We start from the raw sequence: 20,422 nt of genomic DNA, 5'->3' as shown, positions 1-20,422 counted from the left end.
TTAAGCATGCTGGGCCCGGTAGTCCCCAGGGGTTTGACCAAAACGTTGTTTGAACTGTTGAATCAATGTACTGGGGTGAGCATAGCCGCAAGCTTCAGCTATCGCGGCTATGGGGAGCGGTTGCTGTAATAACGCTAAAGCATGAATTAATCGGGCCTGCTGGCGCCATTGAATAAAATTAAAGCCCGTTTCAGCCTGAAATAAGCGGCTCATATGGCGTGGACTGATGCCTGTGCGGTTGGCCCAGTCGGCTTGTGACAGGGGAGTGGCCGGGTTCGCCTGAATATTTAGCGCGATCTTGCATAGGCGTGTGTCTCGTGGCATGGGTAAGGTTAGCATTGCTGTTGGCGCGCGAGACCATTCATCCCAAATCAGTTGTAGCCGTGCCTGCTTAGCGGCATCGGTCACCTCTGAAGCCAGTTGAATCAGGGACATCACCAGTGCCTGACTTAGCTTTGAAGCCTGAACCCATTCGCTTTGGTTGGGGGCGCCTTTTGATATCGACGACGCTTGAGTCTCGTCATGAGGAAGGTACAGAATCCAACCCTGTGTGCTTACGAAGGTTAAAGCTTGATGTAATGTCCCAGGAGGTAGCCAACCTAAGGCGCCTGACGTGACGATATGTTCAACTTCAGGCGTTTTAATTTGGATCAACCCCTTTTCCAAGTAAATCAATTGCCCTTCATGATGTTGGTGGGGTTGGGTGTGATGTTGAGAGGCATGGGTGAGTGAACGGATCTCCATAGATGTCTGATCAGCCTTATTTGTTGTCTGAATAGCGTTAAACCGACAATGTCGTGATGTATTAAATTAAACCACCTCAAACCACTCAGTGATCTTCGCTGGGTCATGACATCAAGAGGTGTTCTTAAATGAAAACTCCCTGCCAGCTCGTACAGCAAGCGCTTTCTCAGCTCCTCCGGCCTGAAGCCTTGGACGCCGACACTGCCGCTCAGTTCTTTTCACCCCAGTACCAACAGCATGTCGATGGTCGTACACTGAACTATGCCGAGTTTTTGGCCCATCTCGATTACTTGAAGTCACAAGTTCAGCAGATGCACCTTCAAATACTTGCGATTGCCAGTAATGGCAACACCGTCATGACTCATCATCGTGTTGATGTCACTCGTCACCAGGGCACTACCGCCCGGCTTGAAGTCTTGGCCCGGTTTGAATGTATCGAGGGTCGGATTATCAGCTGCTATGAACACAGTCGCTTATGTGACGGCGATACTCAAGATCGGTATTTAGGGTCTGCAATGAGTGAGTCCTGATCGGTTGTCTCTACCCAGGCTCTGAAGCTTTATTTCTGGAAGGGCGTGTTGGTCTGGAAGGGCGTGTTGGGTGGTGCATGGCAGGAATAAGCACATCCTTGGTCGCTGAGCCCACGAGATTCAAACACGACATCTGTATGGCTTTGCGGCAAGATAAACAGGTCTTCTCGGGGTTGCCGGGTTTTTTGCTTATGCGATGGGCGTCGCCGCTATGGCGATGCCCATCGTTTGGATTCAGTGAGGCCAACATGGCGCAACAGTTTGCGATTTTAGGGTTAGGGTATTTTGGGCTGACCGTGGCGCAGGAGTTGCGTCGTCAGGGCGATGATGTGCTCGGTGTTGATGTGAATGAAGATCGGGTCAATGCGCTGGCAGACTTCTTGAGTCATGCGGTGGTGGGCGATGTCACCAATGAGAAGGTGCTGGAAGAGTTATCGCTCGGGGATTACGACGCCGTTGTGATTGATTTGGATGACAATATTGAAGCCAGCCTGATCTGTACGCTGTTAGCCCATGAGCAAGGGGCCAAGGAACGCTGGGTTAAGGCGCATTCGGATACGCATTACCGGTTACTGAAACGTTTGGGTGCAGAGCATGTGGTTTACCCGGAATATGACACTGGCCTAAGGGTGGCCGAGAGCATGCACTATCGCGCGATGGTGGATTTTATTCAGTTAGGCAACCGTAAGTTTATTGTCGAATTGCAGACGACTGAGCGACTCAGCCAGCATTGTAAAACCGTGGGAGATCTGGAGCTGGATGAATGTGATCTAAGCCTAATCGCGATCAAGCGGGGTCATGAGGTTGTAAAAGATCCTAGTGACAGTACGGATTTAAAAGAAAAAGACCACCTGATTCTGATGGGTGATCTCGACAGTATGCGGGAATTGGGTAAGAAACTTTAATTGGGTAAGAAACTTTAAGGAGCTGATGATGCGCTTCAGTCGCCCGATTTTTCGTTCCCGCCATCACCGCTTTCATCCACGTCATATCGACAGTGGGGTGATCGCAATTTCCCCGCCAGTGTTGTTGTTACTGGGCTTTGGTGCCTTGAGTTTATTCGGCACTGGGCTGTTATGGTGGCCTTTGGCCGCTCATGAGCCTTTGTCATTATGGCAAGCCCTATTCACGGCGACTTCTGCGATTACGGTGACGGGGCTGTCGGTGATTCCGACCTCAGAGTTGACGCTTTGGGGGCAGGTCGTTGTCTTAGGGCTGATTCAGTTAGGGGGGATTGGGTTTATGACCTTCGCCGCCCTGACTCTGTCATTACTGGGCATTCGGTTGCCGTTATATCAGCGTAATTTGGTGAAGGAGAGTTTGAACCACACCTCTTTTGCTGAATTAAAGCAGTTGGTCCAATTGGTGGTTCGCGTCAGCCTTGTCGCTGAGTTGACGGGTGCGGCATTTCTAGCACTGGTTTGGGTACCGGAATATGGCTGGGGGCAAGGGCTTTGGGCCAGTTTTTTTCATGCTGTCTCGGCGTTTAATAATGCAGGCTTTTCACTTTGGCCGGATAGCCTGATGCGATCGGTGGATCAGGGCTTGGTTAATGCGGTGATCATTGTCTTGTTTGTGATGGGCGGGCTCGGATTCACGGTGATTGGTGAGTTGATGGAATGGCGGCCGGGGAAATCGCTGTCACTGAACACCCGGATCGTATTGCGTGCGACTTTATGGCTGGCGCTGCTGGGATTTGTCGCCATGTTGTTATTGGAGTGGCAAAACCCGCGAACTTTAGGTAGCTTGCCCTCGATCTCTGCACGTTTGCAGGCGGCTTTGTTCCAGTCGCTTACACCGCGCACGGCGGGCTTTAATACATTGGATACCGGCCAGTTGAGTGATCCCATGAGCTTGGTCACCATGTTCTTGATGTTTATCGGAGGTGGCTCTGGATCGACCGCCAGTGGCATTAAGCTGACGACTTTCGTCGTATTATTAATGGTGGCTCGGGCTTTTCTTCGCGGCCAGGCACAACCCCACTTAATGGGCCGTGCTTTAGCTCAGGATACGGTAATGAAAGCGGTTTCAGTAGCGTTGGCGGGGATCGCGTTGATCTTCACTTGCTTATTTGTGTTAACCATTACGGAACCCGGTAAGCATTTTTTAGATCTGGCCTTTGAGACCGTATCAGCATTTGCGACGGTGGGGTTAAGTCGTGGGATTACTGGCGATTTATCTCATGGCGGACAATTAGTACTGGTCGTGACGATGTTGCTGGGCCGGGTTGGCCCGCTATCGATTGGTTACTTCTTGGCTGCGCGACGTGAGCAGGCGATACGTTATCCCCGCGGATCCGTGCCGATTGGTTGAGGCACACAGATGGGGGTGCCTGAGAGCGGGTCGTGAATGATGCGGGCTTCCAGGTCGAAGACTTGCCGTAGGTTGTCGGCGGTGAAGACTTGTTGCGGGGTGCCTTGTTGTAGAATTTGTCCATCGCGCATCATGACCAGTCGATCCGCATAGGCCGCGGCGAGGTTCAAGTCATGCAAGACCACTAAAAGCGTGCGGTTTTGCTCATGGGCCAGCTGTGTCAGTAACGACAATAAATCGACTTGTACTTTGAGATCTAGGTAGGTCGTAGGCTCATCCAGAAGTACCAAGTCGGTTTGTTGAGCCAGAACCATGGCAATCCAGCAACGCTGGCGTTGGCCGCCAGACAGTGTATCGACGCTCCGCTCCGCGAGACTATCCACATGGGTAATCGCCATCGCTTCATCAATGGCCGCTTGATCTGCCTGGCTATTATGGCGCCATAAGCGCCGGTGAGGGAACCGTCCCAGTGCAACGAGTTCCTTAACCGTCAGCCCTGCTGGGGCGGTTGGGCTTTGCGGCAAAATCCCCAAGCGTTGGGCAATACTTCGAGTGGACTGATGACTGATGGCTTCACCATCCAAGACCACTTGCCCTTGCATCGGTGTTAGCGTGCGTGCCAGCGTTTTTAACAAGGTTGATTTACCGCAGCCGTTAGGTCCGAGTAATGCGGTGACTTGTTGAGGGGCCACTTCAAGGTCAATGCCATTCAGAATGTGTCGGTCTTCGTAGCCGACCACCAATTGTTGGCCGACCAGGCGCGGTGCTGCGGTCACAGTGAGGTCACTCTATTGAATTTAAAGATGAATGATTATAGTTAACAACTTTGTTTGTATTCGTAATTGAGATTGGGTTGTGATTGAGATTGAGAGTGTGTCATTGTCCCGCCCTTGTGTCTATTCAGGCGATGGTGATTGCTGTGATTGAGCCGTATAAACGTCGGCCAAGGATCTGCTGGTGTCTATTGATGGGGATACTGTTTTTGGCGGCATGGGGCCGCAGTCTTGAAGCGGCCCCTGCGCAAACTGCGGCTTTTCCACGAATCGTAACTTTATTCCAAGGCGCAACGGATTCGGCGTTGGCTTTAGGTGTGGTGCCTGTCGGATCGGTGGTGGCATGGGAGAACCCGCCTCTTTATCCCTATTGGGGAGATCGAATCGAAGCCCTAAAAGGGGCGCCCCCGGTACATTGGTTAGGGTTAGAAACCCAACCCAACCTGGAAGAGATTGCCTGGTTGCAACCCGATCACATTATCGCAACGTCTTTTCGACACACCCAGATCATGGGGCTTTTAGGTGACATTGCCCCCGTACAGTCAGTGGCTGATGTGTATGACTTTAAAGCGACCTTGCAAGCCGTCGCGCGTGCCACCGGACAGCAAAAGAAGGCCCAACACATGTTGTGTCAGTGGGATCATCAGGTGGCGGATCTTCGGGCTCAACTTAAGCGCACCCTCGGTGATGCTTGGCCGCCACGAGTGGCGGTGGTCAATATCCGTCAGGACCATGTCCGGCTTTATTACCATGGTTTTGCTGGCGCTATTCTTGACGAGGTTGGGTTTCGCCGCCCGGCCGCCGATGAAGGGGAACGCTGGGGCATTAAGTTGACCAGCCGAGAAGCGATTCCTGCATTAGAAGCGGATGTAATTTTCCTTTTTATGGATAAGCAAAACCCGCAGGTGCGTCAAACCTATCAGCGTTGGCGAGAGCACCCGCTTTGGCAGCAATTGACTGCCGTGCGTCGTCAGGCGGTCTGGCCGGTTGATCGAGTGGCTTGGAGTTTGGGAGGCGGTTGGTTAGCCGCCGAACAGGTGATGACCGATTTATACCGGCTTTATGGGCTAGATCAGCCCGCGTTCGAAGCCTGCCCTTATGCTGTTGAGGGGAGCGTTCATGAGGCCCATTGATTCTCCTCGGGCCTTGATGGCTTGTGCGGTGGCCGGGGTCTTCGTAATGGCTGCGATGGCCAGCTTATCCTTCGGGGCTTTGGCTGTTTCTGTTGATCAAGTGTGGCTGGCACTCTGGGCGCCTGAGCCCGGTGCGATTCCTCAATTGATTGTACGCAGTGAACGTTTACCGCGAACGTTGATGGCGATGGGCGTCGGGTCTGCATTGGCGGTGGCGGGAGTGTTAATGCAAGCCATGACACGTAACCCCTTGGCTTCGCCCGGCCTTCTGGGGATTAATGCTGGGGCCATGTTCGCGCTGGTGGTCGCTGGTGTTCTTGGCTGGGTGCAGTCTGCTCAGAGTATGGTTTGGGCCTCATTTTTAGGTGCCGCAATGGCGGCTCTGCTGGTTCAGTGGCTTGCGGGTCAACAACGCGATACACGTCAATTAAGTATTGTCTTGGCGGGTGTTGCGGTTTCCGCATTGTTTGTGGCTTTTAGTCAGGCGCTGCTGGTCATGGATCAGGGGCGGCTGGATCAATTGCTGTTCTGGCTGGCAGGTTCTGTCGCTGGTCGTGATATAGGTGTCATGATACCGCTATGGCCTTGGTGGGGCGGGGCTTTGTTGCTGTCGATGCTGAGCTGGCGCTGGCTTAATATTTTGGGATTGGATGATGCGGTGATTCAAGGGTTGGGGCAATCCCCTGTGCGTTTGCGTTTGGGGTTAAGTACTTTGGTTGTGGCGTTAGCCGGTAGCGCGGTGGCGATGGCGGGGTTGATCGGTTTTGTGGGTTTAGTTGTCCCTCACCTCACACGGCTCTTATTTGGTCAGGATCATCGGTGGGTGTTACCGATGTCCGCCCTATTGGGGGCCGCTCTATTAGTGCTGGCGGATACGTTAGCGCGTTTGGTGATTCCGCCTCAGGACATTCCCGTCGGCATTATGACCGCACTGGTCGGTGTGCCTTTCTTTATTATGCTGGCCCGACGGGGAGGCCGCTCATGAGAGGTGTTCTGGGCCTGATCGGTGTGTTATTGCTGAGCGTGCTGATCGCGCTGGCTGCGGGGAGTCATTCGACTTCTCTGCCTCAACTCTGGGCTGTTCTGATAGGGCATGGGGATGAGCGCCTCCAGTTTATTTTGACCCAAGTGCGTGTCCCTCGTATCGCCTTGGCGATATTAACGGGCGGGGCATTGGGATTGGCCGGGTTAATGCTGCAGGCATTACTGCGTAATCCGTTGGCGTCGCCTGATGTGATCGGTGTGACCGGCGGTGGTGCGGTGATGGCGGTGATGGCTTTAACTTTGTTGAACAGTGCTTGGAGCGCTTATATCCCATTGCTGTCGATGTTGGGTGCGGGTCTGACCACGGTCTTGTTGTCTCTGTTGGCTGGGCCGACTCAGCTGGCATCAGGTCGCTTGGTGTTGATCGGTATTGGCTTGGCGGCAGCCGCCCAGGCGATCACGACCTTGTTAATGGTGATGAGCTCAGAAACGTCTTCTCTACAGGCTTATGTTTGGCTGATGGGAAGCTTGTATGCGGCTGAAATGGTGGATGTGTGGGGAATGCTCCCTTGGACTGTATTGGGCTTGGTGATGGCTTGGCTCATGGCGGCCCACTTGGATGTCATGCAGCTGGGTGAGATGACCGCTCAAGGGCTCGGGGCGGCAGTGCGTCAGTGTCGTCTCGGACTTTTGCTGACCAGTGCCATGTTGGCCGGCTCAGCGGTGGCTTATGCGGGTGGGCTGAGCTTTGTCGGATTGATTGCGCCTCATATCGCTCGACGTTGTGTGCGTGCGGGCTTTGCCTGGCAAGCCACTGCGACCGTGTTGATTGGTGCTGAAATGGTCTTATTGGCCGATACCATCGGGCGCGTCATGTTTTTGCCTCAAGATCTGCCCGCCGGTATTTTTGTCGCCGCTGTGGGGGCTCCTTGTTTTGTTTACCTGCTCTATCGCCAGCGGCGAACCGGGTGAGTTGGGGCGAATATTGTTTGCCGCCACAACTCACCCAAGCGGTTAGAAATCTAACTGATAACCGACCGTCCAAGTTCGACCGCGACCGGTAAAGTAATAGTCATCACTGACGCGAGCGGCTTGAGAGTAATAAGTGATGTAGCGTTTATCGAGCAGGTTCTCGACCCCAAGGGTGACTTGGCCTTTCGGCAGTTGATAGGCCAGGGAAGCATCCATCAGGCCAAAGCCGTCAAAGTCCAGGTTATCTTGCTCAATATCGCGGTCCAGGTAGTGGGTATATTGCAGTCGGCTAGTTAGATGACGGCTCCAGCGGGCATCCCAACCGAGTTTGATCGTGTCTGGCGCAATATTGATGCCGGTCAGATCGGTATCGACACGGCCGTTGCCATCCGTGTCTGACTTCCCTTCCGAATGGGTGTAACTGGCCTGGAATTGGTGATCATCATTGAGCTTGGCTTCACCTGTGATCTCAATCCCTTTAATTTCCGTTTTTTCTCGATTGGCAATCCAAGTACCGTTGACCTCGGATAAACGCTGGCCATAATCCGAATCGGATTCGTAGTAGCTGACTTCCAGGTTGTAATCGGTCCAATTAAAGCGCATCCCGACTTCCCGGTTATCCGTGACGATCGGTTTAAGTTGAAGCAAATTGTCGACATCCTGACCTGTGGCGCTGATACCACGCAGTACTCGGCCGACATCAGGCATGCCAAACCCTTCAGAATAGTTAGCGTAAGCTTGTGCCCAACCGGTGATTTGATAAACCAAGCCTGCGTTGTAGAGGGTTTCATCAAAGTCGGGTTCACCGCCCTGCACGGTCACCTTGTCCTGGCGAACATTGCTGCGATCAATGGTGGCGTAAGTGTCCACGTCAAGCTTAGCCCGTTCGTGACGCACCCCGGCTTGTAGGGTCAAGCTCTCCGTGGCTTCCAGGCTTCCCTGCAGAAAGACGGCACCATTCTGGTACGTCGTTTCTGGGACATACTGACGTTCCGTATGATCCAGCACCTGTTGGGTTTCATCTTGTAGCAGGTCCAGGCCGGTCGTCAGGGTTAATCGATTCTCCCACAGCCCGGCGCGCGTCAGCGAGAACTTGGCGCCGACTTTATCGGACTCGTTGCGCGTTTGGTCATAATGAGTGGTGCCATTTTGATCAAAATAAGGGAAAGAGGTGGTGGTGCCAAAGCGGGCCCGAAAGCGTTGTTGATAGATCTGTGCCTTCACTTGGTTGCCATACCATTGGTCGTGCCGGTAAGACAGACGTGCTGTCGTGACTCGATTATAGCTGGGTTCTCCCAGGTCATCGCCTTTGACGGCGGTGGTCGGGATACCCGCGTCTCGATCGCCACTGACCGCGATATAATCGCCATCACCTTCTAGCTCAAACCGGTTGACGAATAATTCGATGTTTTGGTTCTCATCTAACCAGTAGCCTAATCGGCCCATCACATCATAACTGGTGGAATCCTGGATCTCGCCGGGATAAGCGCGGCCAATGCGCTCATTGTCGCCATCGTAAAAGATGCCGCGCTGTTGCCGCGTGATGCCTGCCATGTAATCCCAGCTGCCTTGCTGACCACTGGCCCGGTATTTCAGCTTATGGCCTAGCCCTTCTCCGTGGACGCCGTCATCGGTTGTAACACTCACCCCCGCATGTTGATTGAAAGTGCCATTTTCGGCGCGACGCGTGACAAAATTGATGATGCCGCCTGTGGCACCAAGGCCATGTTCAGCGCTGGCCCCGTGAATGACCTCAATCCGTTCAACCATATCGAGATCGATGGTGTAACTATCCCGCGAACTATCGCGTAGCGGATTTGACTGAGGTACACCATCAATCATGTACAGCGGATCACGGCCACGAAAAGTTTCGCCTGCATTAGAGAGCTTCTGGCGCGAAGGTGAATAAGAGGGAATCAGCTGGCTCAGCACCTGCCCAGGATCTTGAGAAATACTTAATTGTTGCTGAATCTGTGCGCGATCAATGACGGTGATGCGGCGAGGGGTTTTGTCGGCATCGCTTTCATTGCGTAGGGCCGTGATCACCATCGGCGACAAGCTATCGGTATGCGCTGATGTTGTTTGAGGATCGGCGGCGATGGCCATAGAGGATAATAGGGTACTACTACCGGCCAGTAAGGGAATGATGAATGAACGACGTCGGCTTGTCGTTATGGATTCTTCTGTTTTTGACATGGCAGTTGAAAACATAAAAAGCGCTCTTAATGGGCGTTATGGTGCGTGGTCGCTGTGGGGATCATCAGCGTAGTTTGACGATGACATGATAAAGTCGCAGCTAATAGTAATTTTTATCATTATCATTTTCAAAGTGTTGTGGTTTTTATCAGTTCAACATCAAAATTTTTGATGAGATATGCATCGATGTCGGTGCTCGATCAAGTCGAAGCGGGTAAGGCGAGCAAGCGAAGACGAACAGTGGCCAGTTGAAAGGCGTAGTAAAAAGTAGCGGCCGGATTGAAGGTATCGGAGGTAAATCTGGCGTCGGGTGTATAGAAACAGCCCCTTTAGCATGGGGTTGACCGAAGCTAAAGGGGCGAATCATTTTAATAGGATGCGAGGTATCGAGGCCTCATGGTATCCAGTATGTCGAGTGTCTGGGCTTAAAACTGATAAGTCAGATCAGCCTTGACACTCCGCTCAGCGCCAAAGTAGCAATATTCCAGTGAATTACATGAGGCGATGTACTCTTTGTCCAGTAGGTTGGTGACATTCAAGCGTGTGGATAAACCGTCGAGACCCAGCGCACTCAAGTCATAACCCAGTGTGGCATCCAGCAGCGTGTAGTGGGGCAATGTATGTGTATTCGCCCGATCGGTTGGAATATCGGCGCTGTAACGTACCCCCACACCGGCATCTAAACCAGTAAGTAAGCCGTTATCAAACGCATAGTGAGCCCAGGCTGAAGCTTGATGACGCGGGGCATAAATCGCACGGTTACCCTGATTGCCATCATCACTTTTAGCATAGGTAATGTCAGTAAAGCTGTAACTCGCCTGTAGGCTTAATTGATCGGTCAGCTGAGTATTCGCTTCCAGCTCGACCCCTTGTGATTCAATTTCGCCGACTGCGCGGTAGTCATCCGTCGGCTGCTCCTTGGTCGCGACATTTTCCTGATTGATTTTAAACAAGGCGATGCTGTACTGGCTTAAGCTGTGCTCGGGTTGAAACTTCAAGCCAGTTTCGATCTGACGGCCTTCCATCGGTTCGAGTAGGTCATTGTTGGCATCAACAAAGCTGGTCGGCGTGAAAGCGGTTGAGTAACTGACATAGGCTGACCAGCTGGGATTGAAGCGATACAAGAGCCCTGCTCGACCACTGAACTGAGTATCATCCAATGTCGATTCATCATTCAGTAAATGACTGGTATTAGTGATATCGACTGAATCATAACGTCCGCCTAATGTCAGTGACCATTGGTTCCAGGTCAGCTGGTCCTGTAAGTAGACCCCTGTTTGTTCTAGCTTGTGCCTTTGATCAGCACTCACCGCAATACTCACCGCATCAGCGCCATACTGGGGGGTAAAGGCATTGATGGTCGGGAAGCTCCCGGCTGTCCAGATGACATCATTACGGCGTTGTTGATAGTCCAAACCGATCAGCACTCGGTGCTGGATAGGACCGGTATCAAACTGCCCTAATAGTTGGTTATCGATTGCCCAGGCTTTCATCTCTTCATCACCGCCTGAATAGTAACGGTTCAGGTCAGTCTCTGAAGCCCAGCCATAGCCATAGACTTGGCCCATTTTGACATCAGATTCGAGGTAACGCAGCGTATGACGCAGGCGCCATTGATCGTTAAAATCATGTTCTAGATCGTAGCTGAACAGGCGCTGCTCACGTTCAAATTGATCGTAATCGGTTTCACCTTCAAAAAAGGTGTGATCAATTTTGCGGCCTGCGTGATCAGTGACTGTGCCTTCATACGGCATGCCTGAGTGATAACCTCCTTCCGGGTCATCTTGTAAGTAGGCCATGACCGTGAGGCGTGTATCCGCGCTGATATCCCAAGTGAGTGACGGTGCGATAGCACGACGCTCTTCCTCAACTGGACCAAACTGGGTGTCCTGCTTCTCCATCATGCCACTGAGTCTGAAAGCGACATTGTCAGTCACCGCGCCGGTGAAATCGAATGCGGCGGCTCGGCGATCATGATCCCCAATCCCCAACCGAATACGGTGGTTAGACGTGAACTCAGGCCGCTTGCGATTGAGCGCCACCACTCCGCCGGGGGAGGCACGTCCATACAACACTGAGGCGGGGCCTTTCACCACCTCAATGCTGTCAAGGAACCAAGGGTCGATCACCAATGAGCTATAGCTGTTGGTATCGCCCATCAGCTTGAGGCCATCCAGAAAGGTATTGCTCAGGCTGCCGTCTGAAAAGCCTCTTAATACGATGTAGTCATAACGGTTGGAAGCGCCGACTTGATTGGTGTAGACCCCTGGCGTGTAGTTCAAAGCACGTTGCACTGAGTCGGCCCCGCGTTGCTCCCATTGCTCATACCCTATTTGCGAGGTCGCCTGTGGGGTGGTGATAAAGGGGGTCACGGTTTTGGTTGCCGCTTGCCCTGTCACCGTCACGGGTGCCAATTCGGTACTTGTTCCTGTGCTTTCAGCGGCCCAGGTGGAAGCACTGCCTGTGAGCGCGGCAACGGCCAGTGCTAAAGGAAGACGTTGAGGGACGAACATAACAGCAAACCTCAGCAAAATAAAAAGTGATGGGGGAGTCATTGCGTACACCGGGACGTACCGGTTGGAGACTCGAAATAGGCGCTATCGCGACAGCTCACGGTAGCGCATTAAAAGTTAATAATAATTATTACTTTTTGAGATGGGTTTTAGTTTTGCTGAGTGATGTTTTGGTTATGCTCACTGCTGATTCGCGATACTGACCTGGTGTCTCCCCAAATTGTCGACGATAGGCGGTCACAAAGTTACTGGTATGACGGTAGCCACATAAATGCGCGACATGCTGCACGCTATAACCTTGATGAAGCCACTGTCTTGCCTGCCGAAGGCGGCAATGCCGCTGAAAATCAAATAGTGAACAACCAAATTGTCGTTTGAATTGCTGGCGTAAGTGAGAGCTGCTCATTGTGGCCACTTGGGCGAGTTCTGCCAGTGTTAAGGGATCTGTGGCGTGTTGCTCAATAAAACGATAAACCCGTGTCAGACGGACATCGGCCGTTGGGCGTCTTGATGCTGAGGCCGTGGGGGGCGTTTGCGGTAAGCCGTAGGCTAATAATTGGAGTGCGAGTCCTTCCAGTAGTAAAGGTTGATGAGTGGTATGAAATAAACGACCTAAACTGTTCTCTAGGTGATCAATAAAACTCAGAGGCAAGTGAGTGTTATAGGGGGCTTTCTGAGATTGTTGCTGTGGCATTTGTCGTGGATTGAGCCCAAGGCCTCCTTCCCCAGATGAGGTGATGGCGAGTGTCAGCGTTTTCAGTTGTGGCTGCCTTTGGTGAAGAACTTGTAACGGTGTCTCTGGGTGAAGATGGGTGCAAAGCAGATCGCCCGGCCTTAAATGAAAGCGTTGGCCGAATTGCTGTCCTTGTAACTGGCCTTCCAGCAATACCACCATGAGTAAGGGGAGGGGCGCTAACGATATGGATTCGTACGGTTGAAGTATCGTCAGATTTGATGCCGTGAAATGCAAGCCTTCACGGATTTCTGTCGCAAGGGTTTGGCCTTGTGCAATGGTGCTTGACGGCGTGTGTTGCGCGCTCTGCTCTGGAAATCGATAACGAATACCAAAACGCTGCCCGAATCCCAGCAAGTCCAGAGTTGAAAGTGTAGAGGTCGGTGCTGCTGTCGCTGGAGTCATGGCGTTTTCAACGTCAATCAATGAGCAATTTCATCCATCTCGGATGCCTATGAAAATTAAACAATAATCGATAGCGTTTGAGAAGTTTTATCCAGCTCGTTGCAGAGTCGACCCCTTCCTCACAAAGCGCTAACCTAAGTTAAAAAGGGCGAGTTCCCGTTAAAAAGGGCTATTGATCTGGTTGAGATGTATGTCTAGCAGATCCACGCTTGGATGTGCTTTGGGAGATTGAACAATGTTGATGCCCCCTATGCCTATAGATGAATCGTCGCGGCAAGCGGCTTTAGATCAGTTGGGCATTTTGGATACGGCGCCAGATCAGTTGCTTGATCAGCTGACAGCAATGGCTTGTGAGCTATTGAAGGTTGATATTGCTCTGGTGTCGTTGATTGATCGTGATCGCCAGTGGTTTAAATCTCGTTTTGGGTTGTCTGTGACTGAAACAGGTCGAGATATTTCATTTTGTGGCCATGCCGTTGCACATAATGCTCCATTAGAAGTGATCGATACCCATCAGGATGAGCGTTTTTTTGATAACCCACTGGTGACAGGGCCGCCTTTCATTCGTGCTTATTTTGGGGTGCCGCTTCGCCCCCTCAATCAACAGCCAGTGGGGACTTTCTGTTTACTTCATTCACAGCCTCATCAGCTGGATGAAAGTCAACGCGACTTGTTGAATGTGTTGGCAACGCAAGCTGAAGTCTTATTAAAGCATCATTATGATCTCCAGCAGTTGCGATTCACCCAAGAGCAGCATCAGTACACGATTGCGCGTTATCAGGGGCTGTTGTCACAAACGTCGGCCGGTGTGATGCGTTTGGATCATCAGGGCTATATTCGAGGTTGTAATCCCGCCGCTGGCCAATTTTTTAATGTGGCTGAGCCACAGTTGCAGGGCCAAGCGTTTCTTTCATTACTTGAGGTGGATGCCCCCGATCATCCGTTGCGGCGCGCTTTACATCTGCAGGATATGGCGGCCATGAAAGCGGGCTGTCAGTGCTATACCTCGCCTACTCAAGGTGAGCGTCGGCCTTTATTCATTAGCCTGAGTCGTATTGACATTCCGGGGTATGAGCAGCCGGAATTTATTGTGGTGCTACAAGACGTTTCTGAAACAGAAGCCGCGTACAAACAGCTGCACCAAGAGCAGCAGCTGTTAACCGTATTACATCAGGGGTTAACCGATTATCAAAGGCTAATGTCGGAAAATCAGTTGTGGGCTTTTTTACGGGATGCATTGAGGACATTAACGGATAGTGATTATGCGTTGATCGGCGAAGTGCTGACCCCGCTGGGCCGGCCGGTTTTGAAGGTGCATGCCATCACGGATTTATCCTGGAGCCCGGAATCCCGCAGCCTTATGCATAAGCTCGAGGCTGGGGATATGCTGCTTGAAAATGTTTCAACCATGCTTGGGCGTGTATTTGCCGGTGGTGAAACGGTGATTAGCTCGGATATGCAACAAGATGATCGTCATTGTCACCTCCCAGACGGGCATCCTCAATTGAGCAACTATATGGGGGTGCCGATTCTGGATAAAGGTAAAGTGATTGGCATGTATGCCATCGCCAATTCCCGTAAGCCATTAAATATGGCGCTGGTGACTTGGCTCGAGCCGTTCAATGCCACTTGTGCACTATTAATCAATCTTTATCGTCAGATGTCCGAGCGCGAGCAGTTTATGCAGGCGTTAAAAACGGCTCGGGATGAGCAGGCCAGAACCAGTCAGGCCAAGTCAGATTTCCTCTCGATGATGAGCCACGAGTTGCGGACGCCCTTAAATGCGATCATCGGATTTTCTGAACTGCTGCTGGAAGATCCGCAGACGCTGACACCATCGCAGCAGACACAAATTGATCATATTCGAGAGAGTGGCCAACAGTTACTGACCGAGATAAACGACGTGTTGGATTTGTCCCGCGTGGAAGCGGGGCGTATGCGCTTTGACTGTCGCTATTTTGAGCTGGCTCCATTACTTCATTCGGTGTCCGCTGGAATGAGCAGTATTGCTAAGTCCTACCAAGTGCAATTGTGCCCTCCTGTGTGCCCCGAGCGCTTAGGGGTTTATGCGGATCCAAGGCGGCTTAGGCAAATTATGGTGAACCTTCTCTCTAATGCGATTAAATATAATTGCCCTGGGGGTGATGTCAAAGTGGCGGTACACCCCCTGTCATTTTCACGCATCCGTATTGTCGTCAGTGATAACGGGCCAGGTCTTGAGCCGGAAGAGCAAGACAATTTATTCCAGCCCTTTAACCGTTTAAATCAAGACGCCGGTCAGATCGAAGGCAGCGGCGTCGGCTTGGCGTTATCAAGAAAAATGGCCGTGGGTATGGAGGGCGATATCGGTGTGGATAGCCTTCCAGGTCAAGGCTGTGACTTCTGGGTGGAGTTAAGTACGCAGGCTCCTCAGGGCGGCGGGGCAACATTAAAAGAGACTTCGACAAAAGAAGCTTCGACCTTATTGATGGAGCAGAGTCGCCTTAATGAACAGACACTGCTGAGTTCTGCCGGCGGTCGTTTAGCCTGGGCGGGCATCGAACGCGGGCCTGATGCGGTTGGCCGTGAGGAGACCTCTTCTGATGATGGCCGCTCCGAGGGGGCTTCGAGCGCTGAGGTGATGGCGCATGGCTTGCTGAATAAGACAACTCGGGTGATGGGGTATCTCAGTACCAATCCGGCTCATCGTCGGTTGATTGAGGATTTGGCTTGTGAGTTCCCTGAGTTGCAATGGGAGTTTTTAACGGTCGAGACATTAACCGCTCGCCGAGTGGCGCCATTAGATGTGTTATTGGTCAGTGTGGCGGATCAAAGTTTACTGCCTTCTGACCTTGATTATTCTAGCTTGGAAGCTTGCGTGCTACTGGATAGCGATTGCCTAGAAGAAACATTGAAAGAAGACTTTTTTTATAAAAGCGCTATGGCCGATCAAAATTCGGTGAGTGGTCAAGACTCTGTGGCTGATGACGGTTCGGCGGCGCATAAAGGGCGCTTTGAGACGCTGCCCTGGCCGTTAACACAGGATATGTTGAATACTTGGTTATGGCGCCTGGACGCCCGGAGTTCACATTGATGCTGGCCTATCCGCATGCTCATTTGGTGGTTGTGGGTGATGACCGAATCACGTCTCAACGGCTTCCCTCTTTGTTAGCGGGAGCGGGCTATCAGAACATCGCGTACTTTTCGGATACGGCCAGTGCATTGGTGACGTTAGCCAAGACGTTACCGGATTTGATCGTGCTGGACTTAGATGTCTTAGGGGCTCGCGGTGTTAAGTTGATGAAGCAATTGCAGCAGCAATGGCATGACGCCATGCCACCCGTATTGGTGCTTGTCGATCCATCAACGCCGCGCTATCGCCAAGAGGCGCTGTTCTACGGTGCTTTGGGTGTGCTGAGCCAGCCGGTTAATGAGCGAGAATTGTGTCAACGTGTTCACAATATTTTGCAGCATCATTACCGAGGGAAGCAGGAAAGAGAACGCAGTTATGAGCTGCAAACACTGGTTGAAGCACGCACGGCAGAGCTTAAAGCGCGCTCATTACAAGATCCTGTGACGGGGCTCCCTAATCGGCGTGCGATTCTGCATCACTTAAGTCGACGTTTGGTGGCGCAAACATCGCTCGGTATTTTCTTTATGCGGGTACGTCAGCTCAATGATATCGCACGTTTACATGGGTATGCCGTGTCCGATGCGCTGATGTGTGGCTTAGCGGCTCAGCTTGAATCCAGTGCTGTGGCTCAGGGCGGCTTTCTAGGTGCTTGGAGTAGTGAGGATTTTTTATTGATTAAGCCGTTACCGCTTGAACGGTGGCAATCCTGTGGTGAACGGCTTGTGCGTTTGATGAATGGACCTATGCCAGTGGGTGATCTAATGCTGGATGTGCTAGTCGATATTGGCATTAGTCATAGCAGTGATGAGCACGATAGCGCGGAGACGTTGATTCGCCATGCCGTGATGGCATTGCCTTTAGGCCGTGACATGCCACGGCTGTTACGTTACCGATCCAGCATGACCGCCCAATTTTTGTACCGTAATCGTTTGCGCTTGGCGCTTAAGGATGCCCCACAACAAGGTCAACTCGCCTTGTACTTCCAACCTAAGATTGAGCTCGGCACCGGTCTTATCGTCGGGGCTGAAGCACTATTACGTTGGACGCACCCTGAGATGGGGCCGGTGTCGCCCTCTGATTTTATTCCTGTAGCGGAACAAACGGACGCCATCAATGTGTTAGGGCATTGGGTTGTTGAGGCTGCGATTATGTCTTTAGCGCAGTGGTTGGAGATGGGGGCTTTGACTGATGCATTTGTTCTGGCCATTAATGTCTCCGGGCAACAACTGATGCAGACTGATTTTTCCGACCAGTTGCTTGAAACACTCCAGTTGGCTCAAGTGCCGGCTCATCGTCTACAGGTTGAAGTGACTGAGTCGGCTTTGATGGGAGATGTCGAGTTGGCCCGTGATCAACTGATACGTTTGAACCATAACGGGGTGACTTCTGCAATTGACGATTTCGGCACAGGTTACTCTTCATTGGCTTACCTAAAACATTTGCCCGTCTCGGTGTTGAAGATCGATCGTAGTTTTATCATGGAAATCGAGCATAACCCGCAGGATCAGCGGTTGGCTCAAACTGTGGTGAACATGGCCCATAACTTTGGTTGCCAAGTGGTCGCGGAAGGCATTGAAAATGAGGCCCAAGCTCAGTTATTAGCGGCAATGGGGTGTGAATTGGGGCAGGGCTTTTATTATGCGCGACCGATGCCCGCCGATGAATTTATGGCATTCTGCCAGCACTGGGTTCGCCAACCCGCGGCTTTAAAACCGGCCTGAGAGACTCACTGTCAGCAGACGAGTATCCACTCAGGGATTTCGCTTGATTTTCACTGAATCGTGCTGCAATGCAGCTTGCTCCGGCCTGAGCTGACGGTCATATTTAAATAATGACGGTTGTTGATGATAAGCTCAGGGAGGGCAACGCCATGTCCCGATCATTAAAAAAATGGCTGATGCTGTATGAAGCCAGCCATCGCCATAAGGTCAACCAAGCCCTACATTGGGTCTGCATTCCAGGCATTATGCTGACGGTGACGATGTTGAGCTGGTGGCTGCCGGTTGTGCCTGGTGTTCAGGGCACTTGGAATCATATTTTCTGGCCGCTGATTGCTTGTGCACTATTGTGGTATTGGCGTTTAGATAATGTGATTACACTGGGCATTGGTATGGTGTGGGGATTATTTTGGGTGGCCACGTTAATGCTTGAGCGAGAGCTGAATGGGGCTTTTGTTAGCTGGGCATTAGGCTTATTCAGCCTCTTTTGGCTGGGGGCTTTGTGCGGTGTGTTATTGATTGAAAAGCGTAAGCCCGTATTACCTAGAGACCTTCGGCTGCTATTGATTGGGCCCGCTTGGATGATTGAACATCTTTTTCGGTTACTGGGGTGGCGGCGGCCAGACACGTTATAAGTGTTCTGACCGCGCCGCAGGTGAGAGGACTTGGCGTTATCACTTCTGCACGACCATCGTGTACGGCTGTCGCGCGTTATCTCGCTGTGATGATGTGCTTGCGAGATGACTGATGAAGCGCACTTATAAAGGATCATTGTGATGCCTTTGAATGTGCAGTGTCCCCTAAGTTAACGTGCTTTATTTGTCGTTGCTCAAAGCATCGTTGACTGAGTCAGCCGCTTCATCGATTTCCTCACCCGCTTTTTCAGCAGGGCCTTGATCGGTGAGCGCATCTTCCGCGCTATCCATTGTGTTATCGATGGCTTCGCCCGCCTGTTCAGCTTGATTATCGAGCTTTTCACCTGCTTTTTCTGCAGGGCCTTCGTCACTACAGCCACCTAGGAAGGCGGCACCACCGAGTACCAGAGACATAGCTAACAGGGTTTTCTTTGTAGATGTCATGTTTTTCATGATGCGACCTCCAAACGACTTCATATGAATAACGTCTCGATATGCGAGACGTCTTACTAATTCAACCAGAGTTCTAATAAACTAAAGCTCTAATAAACCAAAGCTCTGATAAACCAAAATGCTGACATAAGATGCTGCAATGACGTCATCTCATCATGTCCAGTCAGGTAAACCAATCGTCGCATTTTAGATACATGAGGTCTTATGGAGGAGAAACCTTGTTCCACAATGAAAAGACCCATTGATACTGCAGATTGCAGCATCAACAGGCCTTTGGGGACGCTGTGACAACGCCAGCGAGTTAACGCGAAGGCATTGATGACTTAAGACGTCGAGGTTTCAAAATGGGGGTTATAGAGCACGATCTTGCCGATGGCTTGGCCCGATTCGAGATAACGATGTGCTTCGGCAATGTCGTTGTAGCTGAAGCGCTTGGCATCAATCAGTGGCTTGAGCTTGCCGGTTTCAACCAGGTCATAAAGTGCTCGAAGTTGATCGATTTGCCCTTCCATCCCGATACCATGTAGTAAGGGCACTGACCGGAAGATGACATGCAGTGTCAGGTTTTTGGCATGCAGTTGTGATAAGTCGTGTGTGGAGCGCGTATTAATGGAACAGAGACGCCCGGAGACGCCGGTGGCTTCAATACTGCGATCCAAGTTATCGCCGCCGACAGTATCAAAGACTAGATGAAAACCTTTGCCTTCAGTCAGGCGTTCAACATAATCTGAGACGGCTTCATCGCGGTAAAAAATGATGTCATCTGCACCCAGCGAGCGGGCCAGCTCCGCCTTTTCATCGCTCGATACCGTGGTCGCGACACGAGCGCCTTTCGCTTTGGCAATCTGAATGGCAACGTGCCCGACACCGCCCGTACCAGCATGGATCAGCACGTGTTCACCTGCTTGAATCTGTGCCCGCTCAACTAGAGCCGTCCAGGCGGTCATGAAAACCAGCGGCAGCGCTGCAACATCGTTGAGGGGTAAGCGAGAAGGTGCAGCATAAATGGTTCGTCCATCGGCAATCATATAATCTGCCAGTGCGCCCGGATACCCTTTAACGCCGCCTGCGCAGCCCATCACTGCCTCTCCGACATTGATGTGGGTGACGCCTTCACCGACTTGATCCACAATGCCAACCACGTCGCCATTGAGTATGGCGGGAAACTCCGGACCGGATCGAACAAGACCCGAGCGAATCTTGGTCTC

The 20,422-nt window shown here is 51.8% G+C and carries 16 protein-coding genes; 9 read left to right on the top strand and 7 right to left on the bottom strand.

All coding sequences use genetic code 11. The features are described 5' to 3' along the window. Window positions 1–744 (bottom strand): helix-turn-helix domain-containing protein, encoded by a 744-nt coding sequence (locus BFW38_RS13780; RefSeq protein ID WP_068999424.1) that lies wholly within the window; start codon window positions 742–744, stop codon window positions 1–3. A 128-nt stretch (window positions 745–872) separates the two neighbouring features. On the opposite strand from BFW38_RS13780, the gene BFW38_RS13775 reads away from it, so the two are divergent. From BFW38_RS13775 to BFW38_RS13765, 3 genes are all read left to right on the top strand, one after another. After that, on the top strand, window positions 873–1,274 hold the full coding sequence (locus tag BFW38_RS13775) for a nuclear transport factor 2 family protein (RefSeq protein ID WP_068999423.1): 402 nt from the start codon (window positions 873–875) through the stop codon (window positions 1,272–1,274). A gap of 248 nt (window positions 1,275–1,522) precedes the next feature. Then, the gene (locus BFW38_RS13770) at window positions 1,523–2,179 is read left to right on the top strand and encodes a potassium channel family protein (RefSeq protein ID WP_068999422.1); all 657 of its coding nucleotides are present in this window, start codon (window positions 1,523–1,525) and stop codon (window positions 2,177–2,179) included. 25 nt (window positions 2,180–2,204) lie between these two features. Next, window positions 2,205–3,587 (top strand): TrkH family potassium uptake protein, encoded by a 1,383-nt coding sequence (locus tag BFW38_RS13765; RefSeq protein ID WP_245686164.1) that lies wholly within the window; start codon window positions 2,205–2,207, stop codon window positions 3,585–3,587. Here the strand turns inward: BFW38_RS13765 and BFW38_RS13760 are convergent. Further along, a complete protein-coding gene (locus tag BFW38_RS13760; RefSeq protein WP_068999420.1) occupies window positions 3,557–4,363 on the bottom strand; it encodes an ABC transporter ATP-binding protein in 807 nt (268 codons plus the stop codon). The two genes, BFW38_RS13765 and BFW38_RS13760, sit on opposite strands and share 31 nt — an antisense overlap. 191 nt (window positions 4,364–4,554) lie before the next feature. On the opposite strand from BFW38_RS13760, the gene BFW38_RS13755 reads away from it, so the two are divergent. Genes BFW38_RS13755 through BFW38_RS13745 form a run of 3 tightly spaced genes read left to right on the top strand, consistent with a single transcriptional unit; the run spans window position 4,555 to window position 7,449 of the window. Continuing rightward, a complete protein-coding gene (locus BFW38_RS13755; protein WP_068999419.1) occupies window positions 4,555–5,493 on the top strand; it encodes an ABC transporter substrate-binding protein in 939 nt (312 codons plus the stop codon). Then, a complete protein-coding gene (locus BFW38_RS13750; protein ID WP_068999418.1) occupies window positions 5,480–6,478 on the top strand; it encodes a FecCD family ABC transporter permease in 999 nt (332 codons plus the stop codon). The genes BFW38_RS13755 and BFW38_RS13750 overlap by 14 nt, the downstream gene beginning before the upstream one ends. Further along, the gene (locus BFW38_RS13745) at window positions 6,475–7,449 is read left to right on the top strand and encodes a FecCD family ABC transporter permease (RefSeq protein WP_068999417.1); all 975 of its coding nucleotides are present in this window, start codon (window positions 6,475–6,477) and stop codon (window positions 7,447–7,449) included. Before BFW38_RS13750 ends, BFW38_RS13745 begins: the two co-directional genes overlap by 4 nt. Window positions 7,450–7,491: 42 nt before the next feature. Here the strand turns inward: BFW38_RS13745 and BFW38_RS13740 are convergent, their stop codons facing one another. The 3 genes from BFW38_RS13740 to BFW38_RS13730 form a co-directional block, all read right to left on the bottom strand. After that, on the bottom strand, window positions 7,492–9,660 hold the full coding sequence (locus BFW38_RS13740; RefSeq protein ID WP_425427913.1) for a TonB-dependent receptor: 2,169 nt from the start codon (window positions 9,658–9,660) through the stop codon (window positions 7,492–7,494). A gap of 410 nt (window positions 9,661–10,070) precedes the next feature. Beyond that, window positions 10,071–12,158 (bottom strand): TonB-dependent siderophore receptor, encoded by a 2,088-nt coding sequence (locus BFW38_RS13735; RefSeq protein ID WP_068999416.1) that lies wholly within the window; start codon window positions 12,156–12,158, stop codon window positions 10,071–10,073. 130 nt (window positions 12,159–12,288) lie between these two features. Further along, entirely contained in the window at window positions 12,289–13,296 is a 1,008-nt protein-coding gene (locus tag BFW38_RS13730) for a helix-turn-helix transcriptional regulator (protein WP_068999415.1), read from the bottom strand. A 235-nt stretch (window positions 13,297–13,531) separates the two neighbouring features. Here BFW38_RS13730 and BFW38_RS13725 point away from each other — a divergent pair, with 235 nt between their 5' ends. The 3 genes from BFW38_RS13725 to BFW38_RS13715 all read left to right on the top strand — a co-directional run bounded on the left by BFW38_RS13725 (window position 13,532) and on the right by BFW38_RS13715 (window position 18,761). After that, window positions 13,532–16,369, top strand: coding sequence for a sensor histidine kinase (locus BFW38_RS13725; protein WP_068999414.1), 2,838 nt, complete (start codon window positions 13,532–13,534; stop codon window positions 16,367–16,369). Further along, complete coding sequence (locus BFW38_RS13720) at window positions 16,369–18,129, top strand: putative bifunctional diguanylate cyclase/phosphodiesterase (RefSeq protein WP_069000489.1); 1,761 nt, start codon at window positions 16,369–16,371, stop codon at window positions 18,127–18,129. The genes BFW38_RS13725 and BFW38_RS13720 overlap by 1 nt, the downstream gene beginning before the upstream one ends. 149 nt (window positions 18,130–18,278) lie before the next feature. Next, on the top strand, window positions 18,279–18,761 hold the full coding sequence (locus BFW38_RS13715) for an Mpo1 family 2-hydroxy fatty acid dioxygenase (protein WP_068999413.1): 483 nt from the start codon (window positions 18,279–18,281) through the stop codon (window positions 18,759–18,761). Window positions 18,762–18,941: 180 nt separating this feature from the next. On the opposite strand, the gene BFW38_RS13710 is transcribed toward BFW38_RS13715, so the two are convergent. Further along, window positions 18,942–19,214 carry a hypothetical protein gene (locus tag BFW38_RS13710; protein ID WP_218186427.1) on the bottom strand — a complete coding sequence of 91 codons (273 nt, stop codon included), beginning with the start codon at window positions 19,212–19,214 and terminating at the stop codon, window positions 18,942–18,944. A gap of 323 nt (window positions 19,215–19,537) precedes the next feature. After that, the coding region (locus tag BFW38_RS13705; RefSeq protein ID WP_068999412.1) for a zinc-binding dehydrogenase at window positions 19,538–20,422 on the bottom strand (885 nt) is incomplete at its 5' end.

It is taken from the genome of Terasakiispira papahanaumokuakeensis (genome assembly GCF_001709345.1).
In the GTDB taxonomy this organism is placed as follows: domain Bacteria; phylum Pseudomonadota; class Gammaproteobacteria; order Pseudomonadales; family Halomonadaceae; genus Terasakiispira; species Terasakiispira papahanaumokuakeensis.
Note: the sequence above shows the minus strand (reverse complement) of the source record. Positions and strands in the feature narration are given on the sequence as shown.

What these genes read in the sequence shown, in the direction of transcription:
- BFW38_RS13780 (WP_068999424.1), bottom strand. Translation starts at nt 744, where the DNA reads ATGGAGATCCGTTCACTCACCCATGCCTCTCAACATCACACCCAACCC.
- BFW38_RS13775 (WP_068999423.1), top strand. Translation starts at nt 873, where the DNA reads ATGAAAACTCCCTGCCAGCTCGTACAGCAAGCGCTTTCTCAGCTCCTC.
- BFW38_RS13770 (WP_068999422.1), top strand. Translation starts at nt 1,523, where the DNA reads ATGGCGCAACAGTTTGCGATTTTAGGGTTAGGGTATTTTGGGCTGACC.
- BFW38_RS13765 (WP_245686164.1), top strand. Translation starts at nt 2,205, where the DNA reads ATGATGCGCTTCAGTCGCCCGATTTTTCGTTCCCGCCATCACCGCTTT.
- BFW38_RS13755 (WP_068999419.1), top strand. Translation starts at nt 4,555, where the DNA reads ATGGGGATACTGTTTTTGGCGGCATGGGGCCGCAGTCTTGAAGCGGCC.
- BFW38_RS13750 (WP_068999418.1), top strand. Translation starts at nt 5,480, where the DNA reads ATGAGGCCCATTGATTCTCCTCGGGCCTTGATGGCTTGTGCGGTGGCC.
- BFW38_RS13745 (WP_068999417.1), top strand. Translation starts at nt 6,475, where the DNA reads ATGAGAGGTGTTCTGGGCCTGATCGGTGTGTTATTGCTGAGCGTGCTG.
- BFW38_RS13740 (WP_425427913.1), bottom strand. Translation starts at nt 9,660, where the DNA reads ATGTTTTCAACTGCCATGTCAAAAACAGAAGAATCCATAACGACAAGC.
- BFW38_RS13735 (WP_068999416.1), bottom strand. Translation starts at nt 12,158, where the DNA reads ATGTTCGTCCCTCAACGTCTTCCTTTAGCACTGGCCGTTGCCGCGCTC.
- BFW38_RS13730 (WP_068999415.1), bottom strand. Translation starts at nt 13,296, where the DNA reads ATGACTCCAGCGACAGCAGCACCGACCTCTACACTTTCAACTCTGGAC.
- BFW38_RS13725 (WP_068999414.1), top strand. Translation starts at nt 13,532, where the DNA reads ATGTTGATGCCCCCTATGCCTATAGATGAATCGTCGCGGCAAGCGGCT.
- BFW38_RS13720 (WP_069000489.1), top strand. Translation starts at nt 16,369, where the DNA reads ATGCTGGCCTATCCGCATGCTCATTTGGTGGTTGTGGGTGATGACCGA.
- BFW38_RS13715 (WP_068999413.1), top strand. Translation starts at nt 18,279, where the DNA reads ATGTCCCGATCATTAAAAAAATGGCTGATGCTGTATGAAGCCAGCCAT.
- BFW38_RS13710 (WP_218186427.1), bottom strand. Translation starts at nt 19,214, where the DNA reads ATGAAAAACATGACATCTACAAAGAAAACCCTGTTAGCTATGTCTCTG.